This window comes from Uliginosibacterium sangjuense (assembly GCF_059132465.1).
The window spans coordinates 2,670,523-2,687,002 of record NZ_CP101132.1 but is presented as its reverse complement, the minus strand read 5'-3'; the positions used below and the strand labels follow the sequence as shown (position 1 = coordinate 2,687,002).

The following is a 16,480-nucleotide window of genomic DNA, read 5'->3' as shown; positions in this document are numbered from 1 at the left end:
CCTCATGAGTCCTGGTTTGTCTCGCCGTGCAGGCGCCGTGCTGATCCTGGCGCTGACCGCGCTCCTTCCGCTGTCCGCCCATGCCAGCCTGTTCAAGGGCGAGGCACTGGACAAGGTGGCCGATGTGATGGCCATCGTGGTGTTGCTGATCGTGCCGCCGGTGGTCATCGGCCTGTTCTGGATGGTCCATGTGCTGCCCGAGAAGATCGCGCACAAGAAGCACCATCCGCAGACCCCGGCGATCACTTGCCTGTGCCTGATGTCGCTGGTGTTCGGTGGCCTGCTGTGGCCGCTGGCCTGGTTGTGGGCCTATACCAAGCCGGTGTTGCACAAGGCGGCCTACGGCACCGACAAGAGCGACGAGTTTCACGAGAAGGAACGCCTGGCTGCGGCCGAGAAAGGCCTGCAGCAGGCTGTGGCGGCAGAGAAGGCCGACGTGGCGGCGTTGCAGCAGCGCGTCGCCCAGCTCGAAGCGCGCCTGAACGCAAGCCAAGGGGGGACGGTCTGACATGGACATCCTCCTGCTTGGTATCTACTCGGCGATCGTCTGGTTCATCTTCATCAAGAAGAAGTGGCTGCCCTGGACCCTGACCTCCCAGGTCATCGTCGTCACCATCCCGATCATCGCGCTGACCGTGATGATCCTCACCCTGAACGTGGTGGCACCGTCCTCCGCCGACGTGCGTGTCTTCAAGTACACCGTGCCCATCGTGGCCCAGGTGCGCGGCCGTGTGATCGAGGTGCCGGTGGAAGAGGGCAACCGCCCAGTCAAGAAGGGCGACGTGCTGTTCCGCATCGACCCCACGCCTTACCAGCAGGCCGTGCGCGGCCTGGAGGCCCAGCTCGCCAATGCACAGGCCAGCCAACGCGAGTTGTACGAATCGCTCAAGGGGGCCAAGGGCAAGGTGAGCGAGGCGCAAGGCGCGATCCAGGCGGCCAGTTCGCGGGTGCGCGAGGTGCAGGCCAAGCTGGAATTGGCGCGCAAGCGCGTCGAGCAGAACAAGGAACTGGTGGCCACCGGTGCCGGAAATCGCTTCGACCTGGAAAAGGCCGAGACCGACCTCAAGGAAGCCGAGGCCAACCTGGATGCCGCGCGCAGCGCCGAAGCCCAGGCACGCAGCACCGAGGTGCAGGCGATGGCCAGCGAGCAGCAGATCCAGCAAAAACTGTCGGCCAAGGTCGGCAACGATTTTGCCCAGGTCGCGCAGATCCAGGCGCAACTCGACAACGCACGCTGGGAGCTGGACCAGACCACGGTGCGGGCGCCGGTTGACGGTCACGTGGTCAACCTGCAGTTGCGGCCGGGCGCCTTCGTGGCGGCCATGCCCTTCAACGCAGTGATGAGCCTGATCGAGACCAGCGGCCAGGTCGTCGCCCTGTACGCGCAGAACGAGCTGCACCAGGTCAAGCCTGGCAATGAGGCGGAGTTCATCCTCAATACCCTGCCCGGCCACGTCATCAAGGCCTCGGTCGATTCCGTGATCTGGGCGCAGGGCCAGGGCCAGTTGCCGGCCAGCGGCATGATGCCGATGACCGGCGCGCTGGCGGCCCCGCCGGGACGCTTCGCGGTGAAGTTCAACATCGCCGACAAGGACAAGGATCTGTTCCTGGCTGCCGGGGCAGCCGGGCAGGCGGCGATCTACACCGATTCGGTGGCGGCGATCCACATCCTGCGCAAGGTGTTCATCCGCGTGAGCGCCTACACCAGCTACCTCGTGCTGAAGCTGCACTGAGGAGGATGCGATGCGCATGATCAATCTTCCGCCCAGCCGTGTGCTGGCTGCGAGCCTGGCCCTGGGCGTGCTCGCGGCCTGCGCCCTGACCAAACCGCCGGAAACGGCGGATCTCTACAAGCAGGCGCTGCCGGCCGCGCCCTTGCCACCCAACTGGCAGGGCGGCGCCAGCGGCCAGATCGTGCCGGGCTGGCTGGCCAGCTATGGCGACCCGGTCCTGGATGGCCTGATACGCGAGGCCCTGGTCAACAACCCGGACCTGCGGGTCGTCGCCAGTCGCGTCGAGCAGGCGGCTGCCTATGCCAAGATTGCTGGGGCCACCCTGGCGCCGCAGGTCAATGCGATCGCCAAGGGGGGGATCGAGCAGTCCGGTGGCGACGGCTCCGGGGTCAATGTGGTCGGTCTGTTCGCCAGTTGGGAACTGGACCTGTGGGGACGCCTGCGTGCCGGCAAGGAGTTCGCGGCGCAGCAGTATGCCTCGGCCCAGGCCGACGCCGAGTTCGCCCGCCAGTCTCTGGTGGCGACCGTGACCAAGAGCTACCTGCTGGCGATTGAGGCCGGGCAGCAGAAGCGCCTGGCGCAGCAGATGCAGGCTTCATCGGAGTCGCTGCTGCAACTGGCGCGTGACCGCCAGCGCATCGGCAAGGGCGACGCCTTTGAGGTGGCGCAGGCCGAGGCCGCGCTGCAGACCTACCTGGACGCTGTGCAACAACTGGAGCTGGCGCAGACGCAGGCGGTGCGCGCACTGGAGACCGCGCTCGGGCGCTACCCGGCGCAACTGCTGCAGGTGCCGGAATCCTTGCCGCAGGCGCAGGGCGACATCCCGGCCGGCCTGCCTTCCAGCCTGCTGGAGCGGCGGCCGGATGTGATCGCCGCACAGCGTCGCGTGGCGGCCGCCTTCGCGCGTGTCGACGAGGCCCGTGCCGCGCGCCTGCCGCGCCTGTCGCTGACGGCCAACCTCAACGCGATCTCCAGCGATGTGTTCGTGCTCAAGGACCGCGACAATCCGGTGTGGGGTGTCGGGGCCAACATACTGGCGCCGATCTTCACCGGCGGCGCCCTGCAGGCGCAGGTTGAAGTGCGTACGGCTGAGCAGAAGCAGGCCGTGGCCGAGTATGCGCGGGTTGGTTCGCGTGCCTTCGCCGAGGTGGAGAACGCCTTGTCGGCCGAGATCGCGGCGCGCAAGCGCACGCAGATACAGAGCCGCAGCGTGAGCGAGAACGAGCGTGCGCTGGAATTCGCCAAGGTCCGCCTGCGGGTGGGTTCCGGCGACATGCGTGCCTTGCAGCAGCAGCAACTGGCGACCTACGCGGCGCATTCGGCCCGCCTGCGCATGCAGAGCGAGAGCCTGGTGCAGCGGACCAACGTGTACCTCGCGCTGGGCGGGGGCTTTGAGACGCCGCCACCGCCGGCAACCAGCGCCCCCTTGGTCGCGCGCTGAGCACTGAGACGGGAAGAGAGCGGGCCTGGTGCCCGCTCTTTTTATTCCTGCCGGTCTTGTCCGAGCTGGCTGCGGCTCAGCGCCTGCACGCCGACCGCGCCGATCAGGGCGGTCAGCAGGATGCCGGTGAAACCGATGCCGACCGCCAGTACCTTGGCCAGCGGCAGCTTCGGGGAAAAATCGCCATAGCCGATGGTGAGCCCGGATACGAAGGCGAAGTACATCGAGTTGCCGAAACTCCAGCCTTCCATACGGCCGATGATTGTGCCCAGGATCGCCATCATCAACAGCAGGCAGGACAGGATGGGCCAGACGATGCGCAGGCCCTGCCACAGTTCGCTCAGAAAGCGGCGTCGCAGGGTGAGGGCGTTCGGCTTGGCGTGATGTAAGTGGATTTGCATTGATGTCTCTCGGAAAGCCTCAGTCGCGGTGCGTCAGCAGCATGGCATCGCCATAGCTGAAGAAGCGGTAGCGCTGGGCAATGGCATGGGCATAGGCGCGGCGGATCGTGTCCTGCCCGGCCAGGGCCGACACCAGCATCAGCAGCGTGGACTTCGGCAGGTGGAAGTTGGTCATCAGCATGTCGGCCACCTGGAAGCGGAAGCCCGGGGTGATGAAGATCTCGGTCTCGGCGCCGCCAGCCTTCAGCTCGCCCGTGGCGGCGGCCGATTCCAACGCGCGCAGCGAGGTCGTGCCCACGCACACGACGCGCCCGCCGGCCGCGCGGGTACGCGCGATGGCGTCCACCGTCTCCTGCGGGATGCAGAACCATTCGCGATGCATCTTGTGCTCGGCAATGTCATGCACGCGCACCGGCTGGAAGGTGCCGGCGCCGACGTGCAGGGTCACGAAGGCGCGGCCCACGCCCTTTGCCTGCAGCGCGGCGAACAGCGCATCGTCAAAATGCAGGCCGGCGGTGGGGGCGGCCACGCTGCCCAGTTCGCGCGCGAACACGGTCTGGTAGCGCGTCTCGTCCGATTCGGTCGCGGCGTGCTCGATGTAGGGCGGCAGGGGCAGGGCGCCGTGGCGCTCGATGTAGTTGACCACCGTGTCGTCGGGCGGGAAGCGCAGGTGGAAGAATTCGCCATTGGCGCCTGCACGGCCCAGCACCTCGACCCAGAAGGCATTGGCCACGCGGATGCGGCTGCCCGGCTTGGGCGACTTGCTGGCGCGGATCATCGCCAGCGCTTCATGCTCGCCCAGCGGACGCTCGATCATGATCTCCACCGCGCCGCCCGTTGCCTTGCTGCCATGCAGGCGGGCGTGCAGCACGCGGCTGTCGTTGAACACCAGCAGGTCGCCGGCTTGCAGGAGGTCGGGCAGATCACGCACCTGTCGATCCAGCAGGGCGTCGCCGACGACCAGCAGGCGCGAGGCGGCGCGGTCGGGCAGCGCGCTCTGCGCGATCAATTCGGGGGGCAGGGGATAGTCGAAATCGTCGAGGGTCAGCGGCATGGAGGGCAGGCGTGAATCGGGTGAAAGCAGGTAGTCTGGCGTCTGGCTTGAGTTAGCGGGGGGCTTCGGGGATAATGCGCCCCTTCGCGCCGCCGGGATGGCGGAATCGGTAGACGCAGCGGATTCAAAATCCGCCGCCGCAAGGTGTAAGGGTTCGAGTCCCTTTCCCGGCACCAGCAAGCGCGCGAGTATACAGAACGTCAAACGAGGCCTTCAGCGATGAAGGCCTTTTTTGTTTCTGGCGGGCGGTCCGGCCGGGTGCCGGGCGCTATCCGTAGTCACATCTCTGTCATCTACCTCGTTTCCAATCGTGTGCCCGGCAAATGGCCGGAGAATCACAATGGAACACGAGAGATGAAGAAGAACATGACGATGCGTGTGCTGGCCGGCGGTTTGATCGTCGGGCTGGCTGCATGCGGCGGGAGTGGTAACGACGATGCGGCGCCGGCTGTCACGGCCAGCAGTGTGACGGGTGTGCTGCTCGATGCAGCGGTGAGCGGGGTGAGCTATAGCGCCGCCAGCCACAGCGGCATCACCACTGCAAACGGTGAGTTCACCTGCAGGAGCGGTGAGGCCGTGAGCTTCAAGCTGGGCGGCATCACGCTTGGCACCGCCGCCTGCGGCACAGCGCTGACGCCGCTGGAACTGGCCGGCGCGAGCAGCGCGAGCGAGGACAAGGTGGTCAACCGCCTGCTGTTCCTGCAGAGCCTGGATGAGGACGGCAAGCCTGCCAACGGTATCCAGATTGCCGCTGCCGTGACGGCCGCACTGGCCGGCAAGACGCTGGACTTCGGCAAGAGTGCGAGCGATTTCGGCACTGCACTGCAAGCCATCCTGCCGACCATTGCCGACAAGATGGGCGACAAGTACAGCGATCGCCCGGTGGATGACACCGCACGCAAGGCCGCGCTGGAGCACTTCGAATCCACCCTGGCCGACGTGCTGGGTCGCAGCGACACCACCGTGTCGACGCAGAGCCCGGCTGGCATGGTGAAGATCACCAAGTCCGAGGTGTTCGCCCCGGATGCGCTGCACGTGCCCTACGAGGGCAGCAATGCCGCGACGAAGAAAGACTTCCCCAATGGCTTCTACCCGGCGGCCGGTTCCGGCCTCGCCTTCAAGGGCAAGACGGCAGACGGCAAGCTGGAGTTCTATGCGCTGACCGACCGCGGTCCCAATGGCGACGGCCCGAGCGCACCGGCGCCCGGCAATACGGCCACGACGCTGACCTCCAAGATCTTTCCGGCCCCGAGCTTCGTGCCCTCCCTGGGCATCATCACCGTGGGCAAGAACGGCGGCGCGATGCTGAAGTCGCTGACGCCGCTGTCGGTGAGCGCCAGCGTGAAGGCCAGCGGCCGTCCCTTTGACGCCGCCGCCGTCGGCTTCAGCGGTGAAGTGCCGCTCAACGACAGCCTGGTCTATGACGCAGCCAAGGGTGGCTATGACGTCAACGGCATCGACCCCGAAGCCCTCGTCAACGACACCGCGCGCGGCGTGCTGTGGGCTTCGGACGAATACGGCCCCTTCATCGCCAAGATCGACCCCGCCACCGGCCGCATCCTCAAGAAGTACCAGCCGGGTGCTGCTGCTACCGACCTGCCGGCCGTGCTGGCCAAGCGCCGCCCCAACCGCGGCATGGAAGGCCTTACCCTGGATGTCGCCAACGGCAAGCTGCATGGCTTCCTGCAGAGCCCCATCGACGATGGCAAGGCCCTGCCGCCCGGCGCCAGCAAGACCGTCAACGTCAAGGACAACGCCGCCTTCATCCGCTGGATCGAGTTCGATCCGGCGACCGAGACCTCTAAGCTCTACGCCTACCCGGTCGACGGCACGCTCTACGACAAGGCGCGCACCGGCAACGCCAAGCTGGGTGATCTCGTGTCGCTGGGCAACGGCAAGTTCATCGTGATCGAGCAGGGCAAGTACGTCGACGGCAAGGTGCACAACGTGCTGATGCTGGTCGAGATTCCGGCTGCCGCGACCGACATCGCAGCGTTCGGCTCCGACCTGGAGAAGAGCAGCATCACCACTGCCGCCGTGGGCGCCGCCAACTACGCCAACGTTGTGACGCTCAAGAAGACCAAGCTGTTCGACCTCAACGCCGCTGGCTGGGTGGCCGAGAAGGCCGAGGGTCTGAGCCTGGTCGACGACAACACGCTCGCGCTGATCAATGACAACGACTTTGGCCTGCGCAGCGTGCTGCTCGACAGCACAGGCAAGTTCGTCGACGGCAGCCTGGAAGACTGCACGGTCGACGCCAGCGGCGCCATCGTGTCCGGCTGCCCCGCCGGCGTGACCAGCGCCCGCCTCACGCGCGGCCAGCCGGCCGAACGCCCGACGCGCCTGTGGTTGCTGAAGTTCCCGCAGAAGCTGTCGAGCTACAGCATCGCGCCGTAAGCAACCGTCCGAGGTTGTGCCAGACGAAGAGGCCCGCTGATGCGGGCCTCTTTACTTTGCTCAGAGCGCCATCCTCCAGCCTTTGTGTACGCGCCAGCGTTGCTGGCTCTTGAGGACGAGCCAACCCGCTATGCGCACGACTCTCCAGTAGAGGCTGGCCAGTGAGAAGTTTGCTTCGCGCAGCCGCAGCAGGAGTATTCGGTCGACCTCCTTGCGGCTGAATGGAAGCCCGCAGTGGAAAAACTGGTAGCAGGCGTCGTGCAGCAGGGAGGCGTGATAACAGGCCGGCAGACCTGTCCCAGGGTCGATCATGCCGTCGGGGATGCCGATCGGGAGAGGACCGATACGTATCTTGGGCGAACAGCCATCCCAGGCGTAGCCCTTGCGGATGGTGATCGTTCCGTCGTTGCGGATTTCCATGTGCGGCACAAGGTTCGCGTCCACGAAAACCCAGTTTCCCCGGTACCGGTAAGGTGACTGCCAAGTGTAGTCAGCGGGCAGTACGTAGCGCCATTCGCCGATGAGAGTGCCCCGCAAGCACTTGCGAAGAAGGCTCATGAGCGATGCCCTGCTCGGTGGCAGGTGGGATTGCGTGGTGTTGCGATTGAAGCGGACGTCTACCGGGCTGCCCGGCGGTACGTTGCGGGTGACCAGATCCCGCAGACTGCCGGTTTCCTGAATTGCGCGCCAGCCGACCTCGGAGAAGGTCTGGGGGGTGTACAGCTCGCGCGAGAGTAGGGGGTTGCTCAAGGCTTGCGAGAAGGCGTCGATGCCGACCATGCGCCCCATCGTCGGGCCCAGCAAGGAGTTGTCGCGCAGGTCTTCGGCAAACAGACCGACGAAGAACTCGACCTTGTCGACGGTGCCGTAGAGGTCTTCCAACTCCTTCTGGAGTGCCGGGTTGCCAGTGATCTGGGCAAAGGTTTCGACACGACCGAAGCCGCACCAGACGCGGTAGTCGTTGTAGCTGCGCAGGCGGGCGCGGCGGTCCAGGCTGATGCTGCGCTCGTCGGCATGGGCGAGCAGGGCGGGCGTGTTGTGCAGGCCGATCTTGCCGGCGTACTCCTGGCTGTAGGCGCTGATCATGGCTCCCAGGCCCGACTCGAGCAGCAGACCGTTGTTGTAGAAGGTGTCCTCCATCCGCACCGTGCGGCCATCGGGCAGGCCTACCGTGTCCCACATCAGCATGTGCCAGCGGTAGAGCAGGCTGAACTCGATGGTCATCCAGTTGGGGCGTTGCCAGTTGGCGTCAGCCAGGGACAGCGGGTCGAGATGGATCTTGAAGTTGTAGGGCGTGATGTGGTTGATGTAGTCCTCCAGCACGATGCGAATCAGAATCACGATCAGTGTGTTACGCGCGGTTTGGAACAGGCGCTCATCGCTCCAGTCCGGGTGCGCCTTGGCCATCTCGCGTGCCAGCCGGTTATGCTCGCGTAGGAACAACACGTTGAAGAGGACATAGCCCAAGTGCAGGTTGGCGCGGTCGCTGCCGGTGGCGAACAGTGTGGCGAGCTGGGCTGGCGGCAGGGGGTTGGGGAACAGTGGTTGGAAGTGTGGCCCGCCGTTGGGGATCAGGATGGGAAGGGTCAGAAAATCAGGGTCGAGGGTGATGCCACCGGGAAGGTAGAGGAGGGGCGGGTACTCTTCCCCCGCTATGCTTTGCGAGCGGAGCTCCCCACCGGATTTGGCGCGCAGGATGTTCGTGTGGTCGGGGGTGATGCCGTAGACCTGACACAGATCTATCTCGTGGTTGGAGTAGTTCATCTTCCAGTCACGGGCGCCCTTGCGGTCGCGGCCCGTGCGCAGGAAACCGTCGGTGAACCACTGAGCGAAGCAGGCGAACAGCAGGGTGGACTTAGGGTCGATCTGGCGCCCCTGCGGCGGCGGCGGGGGAGTGAACAGGGCGCTGGTGGCGGCCAGTGGGGGGCGGGGCAGGGCGCCAGGGGGGAGGTGGCGGCTGGAGTGCTCCTTGTCGGTCAGTGAGTTCCACGAGGCATAGCGGGACAGATGCATGAGGCTCAGCGGGTTGGGACGCAGCGGAGCGTCGTGTACCGTGCTGTTGACCAGGAAGGCATTGACCCCGCGAGCGAGGCACTCCGAACGCATGACGAATTGCCAGAGTTTTGGCCAATGGGTCAGGGCGTAGGCAATCACCCGATTCTTGAAACCGTCTGCAGAAGTATCGCGCTTCATCTCGTGTTTGCCCCTCTTGTGCTGCCGTAGGCGTGGGCGCCCGGCGGCCTTGCCAGGCCGCGACGATTCCACGCCTTGCTTTAGGAATATTTCTGAGGGTGCTACTTCAGCCCGGCGTGCCCGCAGGATTGGCTACGCTGGAGGCTGCTGCGGGTGGCGGAGCTTCGGCGCCGGAGATGGACAGTTCCCAGCTTTTGACCCACCAGTAGGTCGAGAAGGCCCAGATGCCTGCCGCTTCGACGAAGAAGGTGTACTGCTTCAGGCTCTGAAGCAGATAGGCGAAGACCAGGGCGATGAGCGGCGCAGCGATCATTAGGCTACCCAGGGTGTTGTAGTAGCGTCTGAACTCAGCCTCCCGCTCCGGATTCTTGAGGAAGTGCAGGGTTTCCTTGGCGCATACGATGCTGACGAACGCGATGCTCAGGAACAGGCCGACGGCGCAGGCATAGTGGATGATGGCGCGCGTCGGGCCGGGCGACAGTTCGTGGTCCATCGGGAAGATGGCGACACCAATGGCCAGGGCACCGGCCAGGTTCAGCGCGATGTCCTCCTTGGTGCTGAAGCCCTTGTACAGGTACAGGAACACGCCGACGGCAAACAGCAGGCCGACGAACCAGGTGCGCATCGGAAACTCGGGACTGGCAGAGAAGTAGTAGGCACTCATCGAGTCTTCCAGGGCTACGCCATAGAGCACTTTCCCAAGCAGGAACAGCAGCACGGGAAAGGCCAGCGAGATGATTGCCACGCCGCGGCGCAGGCTGAGATAGGTCTTGAAGATGTGCTGCTGGATCGTGCCGCGGCTCGTTGATGTGTTCATGTTCTGCTCTCCCTGTCGGTGTTTTGTCTTATGGAAATCTGCCTGTCGTCGCAGTCTTGCGTGCCAGGCCTAGATCAGTGCGAAGCCGAGCGCCCCGTTGACGGCCTCCTTGATGATGCCCAGCGCGGCGTTGAGCGCTGCCTCCACGGCCAGGATGCCCAGCCCTTCCAGGGTCAGGAATACCATGCGGGTAGCATTTTTCTGAATTTCCAGGTGAAGGCGGGCCTGCTCGTCGTTGATCTTTCCGGAGGACTTGAGTGCTTCGATCATGACCAGTGACTGGGCGAGTTTCTTGCCCTCGGCCTCGCCGAATTCCTTGATCTCCGGCCACCTGTCGAGGAAGGCACCTTTGAAGGCTGCGACGATGTCCTTGCTGAGTTTCGTGGCACTGAGGCTCATGCCTGGCTCCTTTCCATTGTGTGGGCCGTGCTCACTGGGCGGGCCGTTGCTTGGCCAGCTCCAGCTTGAGAATGGCGGTGTAGCCGACGTTGAACTGCGTTTTCAGCACGGCGATCTGGTCTTTCGACAGGCAGGCCAGCTTGTGGAGTTTCTCCAGGTTGTCGACGTTGCTCGCAAGAAGGCTCACCTGCGCGCTGGTGAGCTCGTTCTGGGGAATCGCTGCAGTGCGCACGGCGAGTGCGCTGACTTCCACCTTGGCTTCGGCATAGAAAGGCTTGTGCTTGTCGTAGACGCAGTCGGGCAGGCCCTCGACGGATTCCAGGGCGACGAAGTGGGCCGCCGTTTTCTTCTGTAGGGTGGAGACGGATTTGTCCGTTACTTCGTCATAACTGCTGATGAATTTGACGGTGCAACCCGCGACCAACAGGCTGCAACACAAGCCGGCGGAGACAAGCGTGAAGCGCGGGTGACGCACCCGATCGGTGAGTTTCATGGCTGTTCCTCGGGGCTAGCAGCGCACGACGAAAGAGACGGGGAAGGGCGTCGCGGCGTACTGGATCAAGCCTTCGCTGCCCCCCGTCAATACCAGGCCAGCGCGGGAAGCCGCCTGGCCGACACACTCATTGAGGATGACTTCGGCCAGTTCGGCACCCAGGCAGAAATGGGGGTTGTCGCCAAAGTTCAGGTAGTCGGATGCCGGGCGGTGCGGGTTGAACAGGTCGGGTGAGGCGACGGCCTGCTCGTCGTGCATGGCCGAGGCAGAGCACGCGACGGCCAGCGCGCCGGCGGGGATGAGTGCGCCGCTGGGGAGTTGGGTGGCGACGTCGCACACGCGGGTCAGGATGGGGTTGATGGGGTTGAAGCGCAGGCCTTCGCGGATCAGCGCGGCGAGCATCGGGGCGTCATTGTCCGCATAGGCGGCGGCGACAGCCGCGCGCGCCGTGGGCCGCAGGAGGATCTGTTCCAGTGCGTGGGCGACCGCTTGCGAGGTGGTCTCGATGGCGCCAACCAGCAGGCCCATCATGTTGGCTTGGATGCGCTCCTGCGGCCAGTCCAGCCTTGTCAGTTGATCGAAGACGGTCAGCCCCGCGGGGTTGGCTTGCAGGCCCTGCAGTAGGGTTCGCATACCGTCGCCAGCGGCGCGCGCATTCTGGAAGACCGCTGTTGCACCCCCCAGATTCTTGAAGAACGCCCACTGGGTGGCCAGCGACCATTGCTGGATCTGGGCTGAGGTAGTGTTGAAGCCGAAATATTCCTGGCAGATCTTGACCGGTACCGCTTGCCCGAGGTCCTTGATCACGTCCAGCGTCTTCTGCGCTGATTTCAGTGTGGCCTGCACGGTGTCGCGCACCATGGTGTGCAGCCGCGGCAGGTCCTGCCGGATGATGGCTGACAGCGTCAGCTTTTCCGCCTGGAGGTCGGGCACATTGTCACGCGCGAGCATGTGTTCGCCGACCACTGGAACCATGGCCTTGGTGTAAGGGACGACGAACTTTGTGGGCGTGTTGAGTACGACCTCCACGTCAGAGTGAAGGCTGATGAGGAAGGCATCTAGCTTGGATCCGTCCTCGCGCGTGATCTGGATTGGCCCCAGGACTGGGCGGGCGGCGCGCAGCTCGCGGAAGAACGCATGCCAGTCGCGGCGAATCCACGGCCAGACAATGGCCCCGCTAAGCGGGTTGCGGCCGGTGGTGGCGTCGAACTCCTTGAGGTATTGCATGCTGCTCTCCCTGGGTATTCATGTTTATTGTTGGTGCGAGTCCTACATCTTCAGGATGCTGGTCGGCGTGGCAGCCAGCAGGCTGACCAGTTCGGCCTGGCGCCCGGTGCCGGTCTTGGCAAAGACGTTCTTCATTTGGGTACGTACGGTGGGCATGCTGACGCCATGCTCGCGTGCGATGTCTTCCGGCGCATGGCCGCTGACCAGAGCCGCAGCGACCTTGGCCTCGGCAGGCGTGAGGTCGTAGGTCGCGGCGAGCAGGAGCGGGTCGACGATGGTCGGACTCTGCGGATCGTGCACCATGGCCATAATGGTCGGCTGGTTGCCAAACACCTGCAGGGTCTGGGCAGGCCTTAACGCGAACAAGTACAGGGCTAGCGGGGAAAGGTTGTGAGTGCGTTGCACCTTGACGAAGATCTTGTCCACCTCGGCGGTGCCGGGATGGGCCGAGGCATGCTGCTGAACCAAGGCCCGGATGGCAGCCTGGAGGTTTTGATTGTCCAACTGGTTGCGGCAACCTAACCGCCCCTCTCGCAGGATCAGCGAATCACTGCCATCGATCAGGCTTGCTGCTGGGCTGTTAACCTCGAGGATCCCGCCTTGGTCGTCGAGCAAGATGACTGGTACCGCCAGGCGCTTGACGAGGTTGCGGCCGACCCGCGCTTCGGCCAGCGTCACCAGGTTGCGCTTGTAGAGCTGAACGGCCGTCGCCAGGTGTTGCGAAAGACGCCGGCAGAGATCGAGTTCCTCGTCGCTCAGCGGCGGCGCGCCGATGCCGCGGTTGACCCCGAAGATCACGACCTCGCTGCCCTCCTGCAGCAGTTTGGCGCCGGCCGAATAGCGCACGCCATAGGGGATCAAATAGTCCTGGTAGAAGCGGTCGTGCGCTACGAACTCGTCATCGAAATGTTCGTTGCAACGCATCCAGTCGCCAGGTTGCAAGCTCAACACGACACGCGTGCGTGGGTCATGGCGGAAGTAGCCTCGGACGAAGTCCAGTAGGGCTTCGCTGCTGCGGTTACCCACCTCGAAACTGAAATCCATGCTGCCGCGCTTCATATCGAGCCCAAACAGATGGAGCAAGTAGGCCTGCATAGCGTTATGGAGCGGAGTGAGTGCCTCTGGCCACGCCAATGCACCCGAGGCCGCGCGGTAAAAACCCGCAACGGTGCTGTCAAACCACGCACTGTCCATTTGTCCCATCGAGTTCTCCCTGTTGTGTGACTTGTGTGGTTATGGGGGCATGTCACAAGCCCAATGTGTTGCCGACAGGCTGCATGGCGATGGCTGGCCAAGCAGCGCTCAGGATGGCTTCCCCCGGTGAGTGAGACCAGGCTGGCGGCGTTGTTCTTGCGGGCAGGCCATTCATTGATGGAAGAAACTTCCGTACTTTGCTACCTGCCCTTAAGGGTAGTAGTCGCCGGGGCGCTCTTTCCTCATCCAAATGAATGATGCGGTCGGCCCGCTCACACTCGTAGCCTCAACTCACACGTTGGGGAGCAAAAAAACTGCACTTCAGCGCTGGCCTGAAGACATTTCCGAGGCCGACAGCCTTTTCTCCCGCGCTGTAAGAGCCGGGTGTGCGTGATGGCGCCCCCTCGATGGTGCAACTGACCCCTGGAGAGAAACCATGAACATGAAGACGAAAGCAGGCGCCCTGGCGCTGATACTGGCCTTGGCCGGGCTGGCGGGGTGTGGTGGCGGTGGAGGCGGAGGTGGTGACTCGCGGCCGGTGGGTGGCGGAGCCGCGGCCAGTGATGCCGTGGTGTCCGGTACAGCAGCATTAGGTGCGCCGATGGCGGGAGCCGAGGTCGAACTGGTGGATGCCAATGGCGTCACGCGCAAGACCACGGCAGCGGCGGACGGCACCTATTCGATCGTGGTGAGCGGGCTGACAGCACCGTTCCTGCTATCGGCATCGGGCCTGTCCGGCGATACAACCAAGTCGCACACCGCGCTGCTGCCGAGTACGCCGGTGTCAGGGGCTGTGAGCAATGTAAACATCACGCCTCTGACCCACGCTATCGCAGCACTGGCCTCCAGCGACGGCAGTACGCCGCAGGAGTTCGTCGCTGTCGGCAAGCTCAAGTCCCTCTACCTGAGCCGCCTGCAGAAGGCGGAAGACACCATCAAGGCCATCGTATCGGCGGTGGCGGCCGACGTCGGCTTGCCGGCCAATTTCAATCCCGTCACCACGCCCTTCGTGGCGACTCTAGGTACGCCCGGCGATAAGTTGCTGGAAGCGAAGGCTGCAGTGACCGATGCCGGCGTAACCCTCACCAACACCCTGGCAGCGGTGCCCAGCGGTTCTGCCAGTGCCACAGCGACGATTACCGTGAAGGATGTGAACGCGGTGACGGTTGGGGCGATCACGCCGCTGCCCAAGCCTGACGTGGCAACGGGCTTCGACACCCTGCTTGCCCAGGCGCGCAGCCAGATCAACAACTGCCTGGCGCAGGCGCCGGCTGACCGTGTCACGCTGGACTCCAGCGGCAACGTGACCGCGCTGAAGGGGGAGTGCACGGCGGTGAAACTGGCGGCCTTCGACAGCACTTACTTCCATAGCGGTCTCGATCTGACTGGGCGCTGGGGGCCGCGCTTCCGCGACCTGCCCCAGGGCTCGACAATGGCGCAGGCCGAGATCATCGGTAGTTTCAAGCGCGATGATGGCAGCACCAATGTGGTCCTGCGCTTGCCCTTCAACGTGGAGCAGGGCGGTACCTCTTATGGCGAACAGTTGCGCACGGATTCGAGCGGCGCATTCAAGCTGACGGGCAACCAGCGTAAGTACGACCTTGGAGTCGGTGCGCGCCTGTACCGCATCAACGACGTGAGTACGTACGACCGGATTGGCGCCGGTGACGATGCCGGCAAGAACGTGGGCAGGCTTAACCGCGACGAGACGTCCATTTATGCCGGTTTCAACTTGAACGTGCCGGCGGCGGCCAGCGTGTATGCCGTGCGGGTCAAGGGGCCAGGGTTCCCGGCGGCCGGTCTGGTGCTGGCGCGCTCGCGGGTCTGCGGCACCAACAACAGCCTGCGCATCTACAGCAGCGATGAGTCGCTGCCCGCCGTTGTGCCAGGGGGCGCAACCACAGCCTTCTTGGCGACCAACAGTGCTTCCGCGGCCTGGAAAACGCAGGTGATCGCCCACCCCAACAGCTACAAGGGAACGGACCTACTTAAGGAACTGCGTGGTTGGTCGACCACGGGCGCACCCGTGACTTTTCCCACTAGCGGCACGATCCAGGTCTATGCGGACGGCAATGCCACACCGGTACTCAACGAAACCTTCAGCACCCTGAGACAAACGGCCGCGAACGGGGACAACTTCGTCCGCTTCGGAGACATCTCGGGCTCCTTGCCCTACCAGAGCTCCGTGGACTGGGTGATCTGGACCAATACCGGCGCCTACACGCCAGCTCAACTCGCCGGTCAATTGCCGGCTGGGATCGGGGTAACCACGGGGTATTGAGCGTGGTGCGGGTCGGGCGTTGCGCCCGGCCCTGAAGCATCAATCCATTGGCACGGGTACAGCTGCTGTCGTTATTGCGGTGCATGACGGCAGCAGCCTTTCCACCCCGCACCGAACTTTTGGAGGTCATCATGGCTTTCGTACTGAAGCAGGGAATTCGCAATGCTGCCGACGCGGTAAAGGCAGTCCAGGCCAAGTTGGTCGAGGCGGGGTATCTGGCTGCCGTCAATCCGGTCGGTGCCAGCAATCAGGATGGCGTTTTCGGACGTCTGACCCAGGATGCGGTGATTCGCTTCCAGGAATCGAAGGGACTGGTGGCCGATGGCTTGGTCGGGCCAGATACCTCGATGGCCCTGGGGTTGGAGGCACCCAAGCCCGGTGTGCTGCCAGCAGCGAAGAATGTCCTGACTGCGCGCCAGCTTCGCAAGTTGGCCGAGCTGGTGGACGGACTGATCCCTACCGGCCCCTTTGACTTCTTCGACGACAGTGCGATTGCCTGGCTGGTCGAAAAGCTGGATAGCGCTCTGGCCGGCCTGCTGCCCCCCAACGTGCTGGGATGGCTGAACGACATCGCGAACGGCATCGACGGTGGCAACCTGGTCGACATCAAGCGCCGCCTGGTGGTTGAACTGAACAAGCGGATCAATGTGCCCCTGCTCTCCGAGGCGGTTGAGGAAAAGATCGTTGGCTTTGTCGTGGGCCTGGTCATCGATGCCCTGCAGGTCGGCAGAACCTTCGACAGTGCCCTGGAGGCGCAAGGCGCCAAGGTGGCGCGCTAGAACTCTCGGGCCCGGGAGCTGCTCCGTGTGCGTGTTGAGGAGTGGCTCCCTGACCTCCATTGCGGATCAAC

General features: G+C 64.2%; 14 protein-coding genes and 1 tRNA gene. 7 read left to right on the top strand and 8 right to left on the bottom strand.

The features are described from left to right. The first annotated feature begins 4 nt into the window (after nucleotides 1–4). Genes NMB43_RS12465 through NMB43_RS12455 form a run of 3 tightly spaced genes read left to right on the top strand, consistent with a single transcriptional unit; the run spans nucleotide 5 to nucleotide 3,174 of the window. A complete protein-coding gene (locus NMB43_RS12465; RefSeq protein WP_494348486.1) occupies nucleotides 5–508 on the top strand; it encodes a DUF3302 domain-containing protein in 504 nt (167 codons plus the stop codon). A 1-nt stretch (nucleotide 509) separates the two neighbouring features. Further along, entirely contained in the window at nucleotides 510–1,733 is a 1,224-nt protein-coding gene (locus tag NMB43_RS12460) for an HlyD family secretion protein (RefSeq protein WP_494348485.1), read from the top strand. A gap of 16 nt (nucleotides 1,734–1,749) precedes the next feature. Next, entirely contained in the window at nucleotides 1,750–3,174 is a 1,425-nt protein-coding gene (locus tag NMB43_RS12455; RefSeq protein ID WP_494348484.1) for an efflux transporter outer membrane subunit, read from the top strand. Nucleotides 3,175–3,215: 41 nt separating this feature from the next. Here the strand turns inward: NMB43_RS12455 and NMB43_RS12450 are convergent, their stop codons facing one another. Further along, nucleotides 3,216–3,575 (bottom strand): potassium channel family protein, encoded by a 360-nt coding sequence (locus NMB43_RS12450; protein WP_494348483.1) that lies wholly within the window; start codon nucleotides 3,573–3,575, stop codon nucleotides 3,216–3,218. 19 nt (nucleotides 3,576–3,594) lie between these two features. Continuing rightward, complete coding sequence (queA, locus tag NMB43_RS12445) at nucleotides 3,595–4,629, bottom strand: tRNA preQ1(34) S-adenosylmethionine ribosyltransferase-isomerase QueA (protein ID WP_494348482.1); 1,035 nt, start codon at nucleotides 4,627–4,629, stop codon at nucleotides 3,595–3,597. Between the two features lie 91 nt (nucleotides 4,630–4,720). On the opposite strand from queA, the gene NMB43_RS12440 reads away from it, so the two are divergent. Further along, a tRNA-Leu gene (locus NMB43_RS12440) sits at nucleotides 4,721–4,805 on the top strand. Between the two features lie 178 nt (nucleotides 4,806–4,983). Next, the gene (locus tag NMB43_RS12435) at nucleotides 4,984–7,026 is read left to right on the top strand and encodes an esterase-like activity of phytase family protein (RefSeq protein WP_494348481.1); all 2,043 of its coding nucleotides are present in this window, start codon (nucleotides 4,984–4,986) and stop codon (nucleotides 7,024–7,026) included. A gap of 60 nt (nucleotides 7,027–7,086) precedes the next feature. On the opposite strand, the gene NMB43_RS12430 is transcribed toward NMB43_RS12435, so the two are convergent. From NMB43_RS12430 to NMB43_RS12405, 6 genes are all read right to left on the bottom strand, one after another. Beyond that, nucleotides 7,087–9,132 carry a peroxidase family protein gene (locus tag NMB43_RS12430; RefSeq protein ID WP_494348480.1) on the bottom strand — a complete coding sequence of 682 codons (2,046 nt, stop codon included), beginning with the start codon at nucleotides 9,130–9,132 and terminating at the stop codon, nucleotides 7,087–7,089. A 193-nt stretch (nucleotides 9,133–9,325) separates the two neighbouring features. Continuing rightward, complete coding sequence (locus NMB43_RS12425; protein WP_494348479.1) at nucleotides 9,326–10,036, bottom strand: hypothetical protein; 711 nt, start codon at nucleotides 10,034–10,036, stop codon at nucleotides 9,326–9,328. A gap of 69 nt (nucleotides 10,037–10,105) precedes the next feature. Beyond that, nucleotides 10,106–10,435, bottom strand: a complete 330-nt coding sequence (locus NMB43_RS12420; RefSeq protein WP_494348478.1) for a hypothetical protein — start codon at nucleotides 10,433–10,435, stop codon at nucleotides 10,106–10,108. 31 nt (nucleotides 10,436–10,466) lie between these two features. Next, nucleotides 10,467–10,928, bottom strand: coding sequence for a hypothetical protein (locus NMB43_RS12415; RefSeq protein ID WP_494348477.1), 462 nt, complete (start codon nucleotides 10,926–10,928; stop codon nucleotides 10,467–10,469). Nucleotides 10,929–10,943: 15 nt separating this feature from the next. After that, entirely contained in the window at nucleotides 10,944–12,155 is a 1,212-nt protein-coding gene (locus tag NMB43_RS12410) for a cytochrome P450 (protein WP_494348476.1), read from the bottom strand. A 42-nt stretch (nucleotides 12,156–12,197) separates the two neighbouring features. After that, entirely contained in the window at nucleotides 12,198–13,358 is a 1,161-nt protein-coding gene (locus tag NMB43_RS12405) for a helix-turn-helix transcriptional regulator (protein WP_494348475.1), read from the bottom strand. A gap of 427 nt (nucleotides 13,359–13,785) precedes the next feature. Here NMB43_RS12405 and NMB43_RS12400 point away from each other — a divergent pair, with 427 nt between their 5' ends. Then, nucleotides 13,786–15,630: a hypothetical protein gene (locus tag NMB43_RS12400; protein ID WP_494348474.1), complete on the top strand. Its 1,845-nt coding sequence runs from the start codon at nucleotides 13,786–13,788 to the stop codon at nucleotides 15,628–15,630. Nucleotides 15,631–15,761: 131 nt separating this feature from the next. Then, complete coding sequence (locus NMB43_RS12395) at nucleotides 15,762–16,409, top strand: peptidoglycan-binding domain-containing protein (protein WP_494348473.1); 648 nt, start codon at nucleotides 15,762–15,764, stop codon at nucleotides 16,407–16,409. The last annotated feature ends 71 nt before the right edge of the window (nucleotides 16,410–16,480 follow it).